Here is a 12,301-nt window from a genome sequence, read left to right on the forward strand (position 1 = left end):
TGGTTCCAGATCAGTGGAGCCAACCCCTTTTTTGTCCGAACCCGTTCGCTGCTTTGCTGCGTTTTCGAGTACCGCCGTACATGCACTAAGATCGCGTGGGGCCGCCATTGGAGCGGCCCTTTCGCTCGCATGGAACATGGGGGACCCGTGAGGGGTTTTTCGCGCGGCCGCTTTCGCGTCGCTCTCGCAGTATTGACAGCACTTTTCCTGGGCGCGTTGCCAGCCGGGATCGCATCCCCGGCCATCGCAGCACCCACCGGGAGTATTTCAGGCAAGGTCACGGTCCCTGCTGGTGTGGATGCGACCACGATCTCTGTTCAGGCCTGGTCCAACTCCGCCTTTGAACAAGCTAAGCCGAATGCCAGTGGACAGTTCTCCCTGACCGGCCTCGAACCCGGACAGTACGTAATCTACTTCAGGGAAAGTTCCGAACCTCGCAACGTGCTCGCCACCTATTACGGCGGGTATACGCAAGCGGAGGCCACCCGTGTCGACGTCGCTGCCGGAGCCGCCGTCGCCGGGATCAATCAAATCCTTTCTCCCGGCGGACGGATCAAGGGTAAAGTCACTGCTCCCGAAGGCACGGAATGGGGAGACATCGTTGTCACGGCTTCGGACGGGGACCACACTGCGTGGCAGATGATCAGGAGTGAGGACAAGTCGTTCGATCTCGGGCCGCTGATGCCCGGCGCTTACATCGTTTCGTTTTCCTCCCATGAGGGAAGATCTCCATTCCTCAAGACCAATTACCCCGGCGTTTCCGACCCCGCCCAAGCGACAAAGATCAAGGTTTCCGATGGGTCTGTAGTCACGGGAATCGATCAGGTCTTGAAGAAATCCGCAGTCATTTCGGGCTCCATTTCGGGAGGAAATTTCCACGGGTCGGTAGTAGCCCGACCCGCCAACGACTTGACGAAGGTGACAATCCAAACCGCCGTCAAGGCGGGTGCGTACACGATCGGTGGGCTCGAAGCAGGGGCGTACAAGCTCGAGTTCCAATCAGATAATTACGACCTCGTCTCCATGTGGCATGGCAGCGTGCCAACCTCGGCTTCATCGCCCAGTGTTACTGTGGCCGCAGCCCAGACTGTCAGTGGCATTGCGGACGCCCCCGTGAGGGCCGCCGCCATCTCTGGCTCCTTTCCTACCCTGGACGCCGGCAACAGCGTGCAGGTCCTTGCTGTGGATGGTTCCGTGATAAAACATGCCCAGTACTACTCGGGCAAGGAATATACGGTCAGTGGCCTCTTTCCGGGGGCATACAAGGTCCAGTTCAACCGAGAGGACTACGACACCTATCGAACGGCTCAAGAAGGGCAGTTCTATAACAATGTGCCTGAAAGCTCGGGGGTAGGAAGCGCCACGAATATCACCTTGGCGCCGGGGCAGTCAGCTTCGAACATCAATGCGACCAACCGTGTGGGTGGGACCCTTACGGGCAAGGTCGTGGGATCCAACGGTTCACCGTTGAGCGATGTGCCCATTCGCATTTACTCCAAGAACGCCGTGCTCACTGCCCGCCACGCAAGGACCGCGGGGGATGGCACGTTCAAGGTCACGGGTCTGAGCACGGGTTTGTACTTTGTGTCGGCTGACGCTGAGGGCCAGTCCGGTCCGATTTTCTCGGGGGATGTTCTTGCTGAGGCCAATGCCAGGTCGGTTGCGACCGCGGTGGGCAAGAACACGGATATTGGGACGTTGAGTTATGCCACGGCTACTCAAGGTACTCGTGGCTTTGATGACGTTCCGTTGGGGGCGCAGTTCCAGGATGAGATCCAGTGGTTGGCGGATAAGGGTATTTCCACGGGTTGGGAGGCGAATGGGTCCCGGACGTATCAACCGTTGTCTCCGGTGAACCGTGATGCGATGGCTGCGTTCATGTACCGGTTGGCTGACAAGCCTGCTTTCACGGCTCCTGCGGTGACTCCGTTCAAGGATCTTCCTGTTGGTACGCAGTTCTATAAGGAGATCACCTGGCTTGCCGATAAGGGGATCTCGACGGGGTGGGTCGAGGCTGACAAGTCCACGACGTATCGTCCGTTGCAGGCGGTGAACCGTGATGCGATGGCGGCGTTCATGTACCGGCTGGCGGGGGAGCCTGAGTTCACGGCACCGAAGGTTTCGCCGTTTGTTGATGTTCCGGTGGGTGCGCAGTTCTACAAGGAGATCACCTGGCTCGCGGCTCAGGGGATTTCCACGGGCTGGGCCGAGGCGGGAAACACTAAGTCGTTCCGTCCGTTGCAGCCGGTGAACCGTGACGCGATGGCAGCTTTCATGTTCCGCTACAACACCAAATTCGGCGCCAACTAGACTCGGCGTCCAAACAAGCGAAACGAAGGGTCGGCTCCCCACAAAGGGGCCGGCCCTTCGGCGTCCCTGGAAATTACTGCTGTACTCCTCCGGGCATTCATGTACCCTGTATATATTACCGAACGGCCGGTCAGTAATGTTGGCTCCAGTCAGCATTGACCGTGCCGATTTCACGTGCCTTGGAAGGACCCGTCGACGATGACCACTACCGCAGTCGCCCCGGAAACCACAGCCGTTGCAACCGTCCCCAGTTACGTTCAGGATGCCTGGTGGACCCCGGCGCCAGACGCCAAGAAGGTCCCGGTTCGCGATGCCAGCACCGGAGAAGTCCTGGCCAACGTGAGCACCGACGGACTGGACCTTGCCGCCGTCGTAAATTACGCCCGCACCACAGGCCAGGCCGAACTCGGGAAACTGACTTTCCATCAGCGCGCCCTCAAGCTCAAGGAGCTTGCCCAGTACCTCAACGGCCGGCGCCAGGAGCTCTATGAGTCCTCGTCGCAGAGCGGTGCCACCAAGATCGACAACATGATCGACATCGACGGCGGCATCGGTGTGCTGTTCACCTTCGGCTCCAAAGGACGCCGTGAACTGCCCAACTCGCAGGTTGTGGTGGACGGCCCCATGGAGGTGCTGTCCAAGGATGGCTCCTTCGCCGGCGAGCACATCTACACCCGCATTCCCGGCGTCGCGGTGCAGATCAACGCCTTCAACTTCCCCGTGTGGGGCATGTTGGAGAAGTTTGCTCCCGCATTCCTTGCCGGCGTTCCCACCATCGTGAAGCCAGCTACGCCCACTGGTTACGTGGCCGCCGCTGCGGTCAAGGCAATCGTTGAGTCCGGTATCCTTCCGGCCGGGTCCCTGCAGCTCATCTCCGGTTCGGCCCGGACCATCCTGGACGAGCTCGACTACCGCGACCTCGTGTCCTTCACGGGCTCGGCATCAACCGCCAACTCGCTGAAGAGCCACAGCAATGTTGTTCAGGGCGGCGTCCGCTTTACCTCTGAAACCGACTCCCTGAACGCCGCCATCCTCGGCCCTGACGCTGTTCCGGGCACGCCGGAGTTCGACGCCTTCGTCAAGGCAGTGGTCACCGAAATGACTGTCAAGGCGGGGCAGAAATGCACTGCCATCCGCCGCATCATCGTCCCGCAGGCGCTGACTGCCGAGGTCGCCGCCGCTGTTGGTGCGCGCATTAATGAGCGCGTCGTCGTCGGTGACCCCCGCGCAGAGGGCGTCACCATGGGCGCCCTGGCTTCGCTGGAGCAGCTCGCCGACGTCCGCGCTGCTGTGCAATCCATGCTCGACGCCGGTGGCGAGCTTGCGTACGGATCTCTCGATACGCCGTCGGTCACCTCGGTTGGGGGCACCGTGGGCGTCGTGGAGGACGGCGCGTTCATGTCTCCCGTGCTCCTAAGCTGGGCCGATGCTGAGACCGAAGAAGTCCACTCGCTGGAAGCATTCGGACCCGTATCGTCAGTCATTGGCTATACGGACCTTGCCGACGCCATTCGCCTGGCTGCCCGCGGATCCGGTTCCCTGGTAGCCTCCGTGTGCACCAACGATCCCGCAGTGGCCCGCGAGCTGGTCACCGGCATCGCAGCCCATCACGGACGCGTCCACATGCTCAACCGGGAAGACGCCCGCTCGTCGACCGGTCACGGCTCACCTGTCCCGCACCTGGTCCATGGTGGTCCCGGCCGCGCAGGTGGCGGCGAGGAACTGGGCGGCATCCGCTCCGTCCTGCACCACATGCAGCGCACCGCCATCCAGGGCTCCCCCAACATGCTCACTGCTGTTACCGGCCAGTGGCACACCGGAGCCGACCGCAACTTCACGGTGGAAACCGAGGGGGAGCACCCGTTCCGTAAGCACCTCTCAACCTTGCGCATCGGCGATGCCGTGCGTTCTGACCTCCGTGAGGTCAAGCTCGAGGACATCACTGCCTTTGCGAACTCCACGGGCGACACCTTCTATGCGCACACCAATCAGGAAGCCGCCGAAGCCAACCCCTTCTTCCCCGGCATCGTGGCCCACGGCTACCTGCTGTTGAGCTGGGCTGCCGGACTGTTTGTCGAGCCCGCACCGGGTCCCGTCCTGGCCAACTACGGCCTGGAGAACCTGCGCTTCATCACCCCTGTCGCAGCCGGTGACTCCATTCGTGTCACCTTGACGGCCAAGAAGATCACCCCGCGCGAGACTGATGAATACGGCGAAGTTGCCTGGGACGCCGTCCTGACCAACCAGAACGACGAAATCGTAGCCACCTACGACGTCCTGACGCTCGTGGAGAAGTAACCCTCTCTCACGCCTGTCGGGTTTGAGGGGTTCCCTCTCTCACCGTTCTTCGTAGGAATCGGGCATCCGCGCCAAAAAGGCTCGAATAAGCCGCTGAAAAGACGCCTATCTGAGGGCTGGGTCGGGGGTGGTGACAGCGGTCCGTTCGTTGGCTCCCTTGATCGCCCAGTAAACGAACGCGACGGCGAGGATTGCGCTGAGGTATTGGATCGGGCCGGCCAGGCCAGCCAATTCGGTGGGTGCGTAGGCGACGGTGAAGGTGGAGATGTCCCAGATTGCGTGCAGGGCCATGGCCCAGAGCAGGGTGCCGGTGGTGCGTCGCAGGATGTAGAACCCGGTTCCCAGCGCGAACGTCAGGACGACTTGGGTCAATGTTGGCGACAGTGCCTGTCCGGCGAAGAAGTTGACGGCGTGCATTAGCCCGAACATCAGGCTGGAGAGGAACCATACCCATCCTTCGCCGAGCTTTGAGCGCAGGGCGACGAGCACCAGGCCACGGGTGCTGAATTCCTCGGCGAAGCCGACCAGGACACCGAATGTGAGTAGCGCGAGGAGGAATCCGGCGTCGAACTTGGACCAATCGGTGCCGGCAAAATTCACGAGTGCGGCCAGCAGGAGCACTAGAGGGGCAATGATTGGCCATTTGTGGGGCGCGCGTTGGCGATCGCGCAGGGCTGGTTTCCACCAGCCAAGCCACCACGCGGTGGCGGCCAGTAGTATGCTCCCGATGCTGAGGGAGACCACGATGGCCCGCCATACGTTTGAGGCGCTGGCACTGAGCTCTGGATAGGGGATGCCGGAGAGTAGTTGGATGGCGGTCACGACCACCACGTAGCCGATCCAAATAGCGAGGCCGATCCAAACCTTGGGTGCTATCCGCATGGCGATTCCTTTCAGGTTGTTGGTTGGAGAACGGCGCCGCGTTTCTCCGGGGCTGGCGCGAACCGCAGGGTGGCGATACTGCCGTCCGGCCAGCGGGTCTTCACGTAGGCGAACACCATGGCGATGATCAACACGCGGGCGAGCATTCCGGGGATGCCGCCTTCGGGGCCGTAAGCGCCGCCGTTGAGAAGTTCGGGGCCGGTAGAGGCTGTTGAAAACCATCCGGGAACGATGTTGCCGCTGATCGGGAAGCCGAACAGCCCCTGGGTCATGTTCCAGCCGAGGTGAAGGCCGAACGGCAACCACACGCTGCGGGTTGCGAGGAACGCAACGGCGTAGATCACGCCGCCAAGGCCTGTGCCGAAGGCAGAGACCGCTGTGGCACCGTCGTTGCCCAAGTGGCCGGCCCCGAAGAGCGCTGCAGTCAGGAGCACAGCGATCCACCGACCGTGTGTCAGTCGCGAGAGCAGGATGGCCACGCCGCTGAGGAGAAGGACGCGGAAGAGGAACTCTTCCAGGGCCGCGGCCTGAATCAGCGGAACCAGCACTTCGCTGGCGAACGAGGACCAGGTGAGCGTTCCCGGCTGGACCGCGACTACACCCAGGAGGAGTTCGACGACGAAGACCAGCCCGATCGCAACGAACGTGATCGCAAGCCCAACGGCGATGTCGATCGGCAGCCATCGATTGAGGGTCAACCCCATGCTGCGCAGCACCGGTTTACGTTTGCGGGCGTAGTGGATGACTGCGAAGCCGCCCAGTCCCAAAGCGAGAAGATAGGTGAGGATGCTGAACGCCAGTGACGCGGTCATTGGTCAATCTCCACGGCGTCCTGCTTTCAGGGTGCGCGCCGTGCGGGAGGAATCCGACAAGGGTGGAACACGAACCCGATGGGCACAAAAATAGCAGCCGCCCGGTCGGTGTCAAGCACTTCGTACCCACAGTTCCCTAGGCGACCGTTGGCCACGGAGGTGGTCAGGCGGCTGTGTGGAGCCCGTCGAAGGCCATGGTGATGACGTCATCGGCGAGCTTCTCGGGGGACAGCGAGCCGCCCGGCTTGTACCACTCCACGATCGAGTTGATGGTGCCGAACAGCAGGCGCGTGACCGTGCGGGGATCGATGTCCTGGCGCAGCGAACCATCTTCCCGGGCCGCGGAAATCAGGGCAGCTACCTTGTGGTCGAAAGCGCGGCGGCGTTCCAGTGCGTCCCGCTCGATCTCCGTGTTGCCGCGTAGACGCAGCAGCAGGGTTACGAAGGGCAGCCGGTCCACCAGCACCGCGATGGTCTGCCGGAGCACGAACTCAAGCCGTGCGTCGGCGGGGCCGGTGCTGGCAGACGGCTCCTCCAGGATGGCCTCCAAACCGCCCAACGCGTGGTCAAGGGCGAGCTTCAGGAGATCGCCCTTGGACGGCACGTGGTGGTAGATGGCCGATTTTGAGATCCCGAGGTTCTCGGCCAGGATGCCCATGGACGTAGCGTCGTACCCGTGGCGGTTGAAGACGTCGACGGCGATGCGGAGCACCGACTGCTGGTCGTAACCGGGCCGTCCGCGCTTGGTGGTGGTCTCAGTAGGCATGCTGGCATTTTCTCACGATCTCTACGGGGCGGGCGTTCAGCCCTTCGGGCGCATGTCGTAGATCCGGCGAAGCTTCCCGTTGGAACGCTCCAGGGAACCTGGCTCCACAACGTCAACCACGCAAGATGACCCGACGTGAATCTTGATCTGCTCACGCAAGGTGTGTGCCGCCGTCGTGCCGGCCTCGGATGGAACGTTTTCCCGGCGCTCAATCTTGACCGTCAGCGAATCCATTCGCTTGCCTTCGGGGCGGGTGATCTCGAGCTGGAAGTGCGGGCTGAGCTCCGGGATCCGCAGGGCGATTTCCTCAATCTGCGACGGGAACAGGTTCACGCCGCGGAGGATGATCATGTCGTCGCTGCGGCCGGTGATGCGGCCCATGCGGCGGTGCGCGGGGCGGGCGGTGCCCGGAAGCAGGCGGGTGAGGTCTTTGGTTCGGTACCGGATGATTGGCAATGCTTCTTTGGTCAAGGACGTGAAGACGAGTTCGCCGGGTTCGCCGTCGCCCAGGACCGTGGAGTGGTCAAAGGGGTCGATGATTTCCGGGCGGAAGTGGTCTTCCCAGATGTGGCAACCGTCCTGTGTTTCCACGGCCTCGCCCGCGACGCCGGGCCCCATGACTTCGGAGAGTCCGTAGATGTCGGAGGCCTTGATGTTCATGGTGACTTCGAGCTCGTGGCGCATCTCTTCGGTCCACGGTTCCGCACCCAAAACGGCGTACTTCAGGGAAGTGGACGTGGGGTCGATGCCTTGGTGTTGCATGGCATCGGCGATGGTGAGCAGGTACGTTGGCGTTGCCAGGATGGCATCCGGCTTGAAGTCCTGGATGAGCTGGATCTGGCGTTCGGTCTGGCCGCCGGAGATGGGGATGACGGTGCAGCCGAGCGCTTCAGCGCCGGCGTGTGCGCCGAGTCCTCCGGTAAACAGGCCGTAACCGTAGGCGTTGTGGACCTTCATGCCGGGGCGGACGCCCGAGGCGCGGAAGGAGCGCGCAACGAGGGTTGCCCAGTTGGCGAGGTCGTTCTTGGTGTAGCCAACCACGGTGGGTCGGCCGGTGGTGCCGGAGCTTGCATGGATACGCGCCACCTGGTCCTGGGGGACAGCGAACATGCCGAAGGGGTACTCCAGTCGGAGGTCTTCCTTGGTGGTGTAGGGGAACTTGCCGAGGTCGCTGAGTTCCTTCAGATCCGAAGGGTGGACTCCGGTTTCGTCGAACTTGCGCTTGTACAGCGGGACGCGATCGTAGGCGTAGGCGACCGTGTGCTGGAGGCGGGTGAGCTGCAGTGCCTCAAGTTCGTCGCGGGAGATGGTTTCTTCACGGTCCAGCACAGGGGCACTGGCCTTGGCGGTGGTAGCGGCTGGTGCGGCCACGGTGTTCTGGGTCATCGGTTTCCTACTTCTTGGAGATGGTGCGGCTACGGCCACGGAACTCAGCAATGAGTTCGCCGGGCTCGGTGTCAGGGGCGGCGTTGTCGTCAGGGGTAGCGGCGTAGATCTGGATGTCGTACAGGCCGCTTCGGCCGGTGCTGGCGCGGCGGTTTGCGACGGCGGTGATCACCTGGCCCTGGAACGCCGGCTTGATGAAGTTAATGTCGACGCCGGACGCCACCGTGATGTTGGCGGCTTGCTTGGGCGTCGGGTTGGCCGGGTTGCAGGCCAGCGCGAAGGCTGTGTCACCGAAGGCGAAGATCATTCCGCCGTGGGCCATGCCGAATCCGTTGAGCATCTCCTGGCGGAGGTGCATCCGGATGGTGGCGTGGCCGTCGTCGAGCTTGAGGACCTCAATGCCCATCCATTCGGACGCGTAGTCGTTTGTCAGGATGTGGTGCGATGCACCGGAGAGGGTTGTTTCAACCATGCGTCATTGCCTCCAGCTTTATTTACCGAATGTTCATTAGGTAATCCCAGATCGCGTCACGTGTCAAGACTGGACCAGTATTCGCCTGCACCTAGTAGCCTCGAACACATGCCCGAAATTGAGCTTCCCATCATCACTGACCGACTCATCCTGCGGCGCTTCGAAGCTGAGGACCTCGAACGCTTCCACGGTTACCAATCACTTCCTGAAACCGCCCGGTTCCTGCTGCGCAACGAGCTGACCAGGACCAAGTCAATGGAAGTCCTGGGACGGTACGCGAACTTCGAATTCAACCAGGAAGGAGACTGGATCTGCCTTGCCATCGAGCGCAAGGACCAGCCTGGTTTGATGGGCGAAGTGGTCCTGAAATGGCTGGAGGGCACCGGACAGGGGGAGCTGGGCTGGATATTGCACCCCGAAGCTCGAGGACACGGGATTGCAACCGAGGCGGCAGAGGCTGTCATGAAGCTGGCCTTCGAGAAACTGGCGTTCCACCGGATCGATGCGAAGTTGGACGCGCTCAACGCTGGCTCGGCGGGCATCTGCAAGCGCCTGGGCATGCGGCTCGAAGCAACATTGGTGGACAACTGGCACTACAAGGGCCAATGGGCCACTGAAAACATCTACGCGATCCTGGACTCTGAGTGGCGCACGCGGCACCATCCGTGGACCCGGACCATCAGCTGACTGGCCAGCTCTTGTTGTGCTTCAACTGTTCGGTCAACTGCGCCTCAGGCAAGGGCCGGCTGAAGTAGTAACCCTGGCCACTGGTGCAACCGATGCTGAGGAGGTACTCGGCCTGATCGGCGGTTTCCACGCCCTCCCACACGGCGGCCAATCCACAGGCCCGGATCAGTTGCAGCACGGCCGCAAGAAGGGCCGGTTGCGCCGGGTCGCTGCCCAGGGCTGACAGCAGGGTCCGGTCCACTTTGACGGTGTCCACAGGGAGCTGGCGGAGGTAGCTGATGGAAGAATAACCGGTGCCGAAGTCGTCGATTTCCAGCCCCACGCCCAAGCGGCGCAGGCTGTTGAGTGTGTAGCGGTCCAGATCGTTGCCTTGAATGACCGCGCTCTCGGTCAGTTCCAGGACCAGGAGCGAGGGGTCCAGGTCCGCGGAGGCTAAAGCCTCCCGGACGTCCTCGATGAACTCGAGCCGTTGCAGGTCGGCCGCCGAAACGTTGATGCGCATGCTGAAGTCGTGGCTCGACGTGAGGGGGTCGGTGCGCCATTGCTTCAGCTGTTCGACGGCGGTGCGGAGCACCCAGCCGCCCAGGTCCGAGATCATCCCGGTTTCCTCGGCGATGGGAATGAACTCGTCCGGCATGATGAGGCCTCGGCTGGGATGGTTCCAGCGGACCAAGGCCTCCACGCCTTCGATTTCGCGGGTATCCAGCCTGATGATCGGCTGGTAGAAGAGCACCAACTGCGAACCGGTGATCGCCTCTTTCAGTTCACCCACCAATTGGTTCCGCATCTGGCGGGCATGCAGCATTGCCGGCTCAAAGACCTTGAGCTTGCCACGCCCATCAGCCTTGGACTCGTACATGGCAATGTCCGCTTCCATCATCAGTTCCTCCGCGCTATGGCCGGGGTCAGCCATTCGAAGGCCCATGCTGGCACCGCAACGGAGGTGCTGGTCCTCAATCTCCATGAGGCTCACAACTGCAGCGAGAATCCGGTTGCCGATGGAGGCGGCTATCGCAGGGGTGACTTCGGGAATCAGCACGGCGAATTCGTCGCCGCCCATGCGGGCGACCATGTCCTGGTCGCGGACAGCCCCTGAGATCCTGTTGGCCACCGTTTCCAGGACCTTGTCCCCGATGGTGTGGCCCAGGGAGTCATTGATCGCTTTGAATCCGTCCATGTCCAGCAGGAGGATCGCAGCCCGTCGGCCGCTTTCGGCCCCGCTGACCTGGGCTTCGCTGAGGGCGGTGGCAAACGCTGAGCGGTTGTTCAGCCCTGTAAGGGCGTCGGTCATGGCCATATGCTGCATCGCAAGATGGGCCTCGTTGAGCTGCTGCGTCCGGGCCTGCACCCTCTGCTCAAGTTCTTCATAAACGATCTGAAGGTCTTCTGCAAGGAGGTTGGTACCCATGATCACGGCATCGATTTCATCGCGCGCATCCGAGACTTCGATCCGGGTGTTGAGGTCCCCGGCGGCAAGCCTGACGATGCCTTCCAGGAGCAGTCCCAAGCGAGGGTCGTTGCCGGAGTACATTTTTCCTTCGGACATGCTCACCCCCTGTGTGGCTCGCCTCGTTGCTCATCGCTATGGCGAAGATACTCCCTGACTGCAGCGCTGCGTTCGGGCAGCGCCGCCTGTTCGAACAGTGCTGCGGCCTCATCGAACGTAGTCAGAGCATCTCCACGCCTACCGGATTCCAGCAAAGTCCGGGCCAAAAGGAAATGTGCCTCGGCGGAGGTTTGGGTGGCCAGAATGGAGGATCGGGTGCAGAGCGGCTCAAGGATTGCGGTGGCCTGCTGCATATCGCCGCTGAGGAAATACCAATGGGCGCGGACCAGGGACATTTCAAGATGGTCCCGTTCTGAGCCGCCAACAATGTCCGTGGCCAGCTCAGCCCTTTCAATGCAACGCAGGGTTGCTGCGTCGCTGAGCTTTGCTTGAAGCCGCATTTCCGCGGAAGCCCTGTTGAAACGAGCCCACAAGTCAACGTCCTTTGACGGTGACAGCCGTTCGGCAGCAAGATCGTGATATCGCCCGCCGTCAGCAACGCGGTCGGCAAGGAAAGCGACATTGCCGATAACCCAATAACCTTTTCCGGCGGTGTCTTCATCCACGTCGTCGGTCAGTAGTGTTTCCAGCACCAAGCATTCCCGCCAGGCATCGTCCAGCATGCGGCTCTCCGCCAGAGCAGCGATCAGGGCGCGCTGGGCAAGGATCTGGACGTACACCAACTCGGCGTCCCTGGCTGCTAGTTTCGCCGCATCGGCCGCCATGGTTGCTGCTTCGGGAAGCCGGCCCAAACCTTGGAATGCCACGGCAACCATGGTGCCTGCTTTGGCCCCGAGTTCCGGTGATGAGGAGGTCAGGTTGTGGCCATTGAGTTCCATGGCCAGGGTGAGGAACTCTTCAATGCGCCCCTGGTCCCGAAGGCACTCGGCCTGCAGGTACCGCATGTTCCACCACGATTCGTCATCGCCGGCGACGGTTGCCAGTCCGGCAGCGTCGCCTGCAAGCCGATAGGCCTCGTCGAAGTCCCGTTCCTTCCACTTGGCGCGTGCCGAAAGACCGGCGACGAGGTGGGAAGCGAGGTGCGGACTTTGCATGTGCCCATTATCCATGTCATTGCGGAAGAAAAGCTCGTATAGTTTGCACCGTGACTTTATTCAAGTCACAGACAACAAATTCGCATC

Annotated in this window: 10 protein-coding genes; 3 read left to right on the plus strand and 7 right to left on the minus strand. The window is 61.9% G+C overall.

Annotated elements, in window-relative coordinates; all coding sequences use genetic code 11:
* Nucleotides 1-147 precede the first annotated feature (147 nt).
* The gene (locus tag ACSSVG_RS15465) at nt 148-2,310 is read left to right on the plus strand and encodes an MSCRAMM family protein (RefSeq protein ID WP_492415517.1); all 2,163 of its coding nucleotides are present in this window, start codon (nt 148-150) and stop codon (nt 2,308-2,310) included.
* Between the two features lie 198 nt (nt 2,311-2,508).
* Nucleotides 2,509-4,608 carry a phenylacetic acid degradation bifunctional protein PaaZ gene (paaZ, locus tag ACSSVG_RS15470; protein ID WP_492415519.1) on the plus strand — a complete coding sequence of 700 codons (2,100 nt, stop codon included), beginning with the start codon at nt 2,509-2,511 and terminating at the stop codon, nt 4,606-4,608.
* A 105-nt stretch (nt 4,609-4,713) separates the two neighbouring features.
* Here paaZ and ACSSVG_RS15475 read toward each other — a convergent pair whose 3' ends face one another.
* The 5 genes from ACSSVG_RS15475 to ACSSVG_RS15495 form a co-directional block, all read right to left on the minus strand.
* Nucleotides 4,714-5,490, minus strand: coding sequence for a CPBP family glutamic-type intramembrane protease (locus ACSSVG_RS15475; RefSeq protein ID WP_231340448.1), 777 nt, complete (start codon nt 5,488-5,490; stop codon nt 4,714-4,716).
* Between the two features lie 11 nt (nt 5,491-5,501).
* Nucleotides 5,502-6,302, minus strand: a complete 801-nt coding sequence (locus ACSSVG_RS15480) for a CPBP family intramembrane glutamic endopeptidase (protein ID WP_492415521.1) — start codon at nt 6,300-6,302, stop codon at nt 5,502-5,504.
* A 163-nt stretch (nt 6,303-6,465) separates the two neighbouring features.
* A complete protein-coding gene (locus ACSSVG_RS15485) occupies nt 6,466-7,068 on the minus strand; it encodes a TetR/AcrR family transcriptional regulator (protein WP_231340450.1) in 603 nt (200 codons plus the stop codon).
* Between the two features lie 36 nt (nt 7,069-7,104).
* Entirely contained in the window at nt 7,105-8,454 is a 1,350-nt protein-coding gene (gene paaK / locus ACSSVG_RS15490; protein WP_492415524.1) for a phenylacetate--CoA ligase PaaK, read from the minus strand.
* A 7-nt stretch (nt 8,455-8,461) separates the two neighbouring features.
* The gene (locus ACSSVG_RS15495; RefSeq protein WP_159701143.1) at nt 8,462-8,926 is read right to left on the minus strand and encodes a hotdog fold thioesterase; all 465 of its coding nucleotides are present in this window, start codon (nt 8,924-8,926) and stop codon (nt 8,462-8,464) included.
* A 108-nt stretch (nt 8,927-9,034) separates the two neighbouring features.
* On the opposite strand from ACSSVG_RS15495, the gene ACSSVG_RS15500 reads away from it, so the two are divergent.
* Nucleotides 9,035-9,613, plus strand: coding sequence for a GNAT family N-acetyltransferase (locus tag ACSSVG_RS15500; protein WP_231340452.1), 579 nt, complete (start codon nt 9,035-9,037; stop codon nt 9,611-9,613).
* Here the strand turns inward: ACSSVG_RS15500 and ACSSVG_RS15505 are convergent.
* Nucleotides 9,606-11,159, minus strand: a complete 1,554-nt coding sequence (locus ACSSVG_RS15505) for a putative bifunctional diguanylate cyclase/phosphodiesterase (protein WP_492415526.1) — start codon at nt 11,157-11,159, stop codon at nt 9,606-9,608. The genes ACSSVG_RS15500 and ACSSVG_RS15505 overlap by 8 nt on opposite strands.
* 2 nt (nt 11,160-11,161) lie before the next feature.
* Nucleotides 11,162-12,214 carry a hypothetical protein gene (locus ACSSVG_RS15510; RefSeq protein ID WP_492415528.1) on the minus strand — a complete coding sequence of 351 codons (1,053 nt, stop codon included), beginning with the start codon at nt 12,212-12,214 and terminating at the stop codon, nt 11,162-11,164.
* Nucleotides 12,215-12,301 lie beyond the last annotated feature (87 nt).

This window comes from Paenarthrobacter sp. E2MeOHC11, assembly GCF_058744955.1.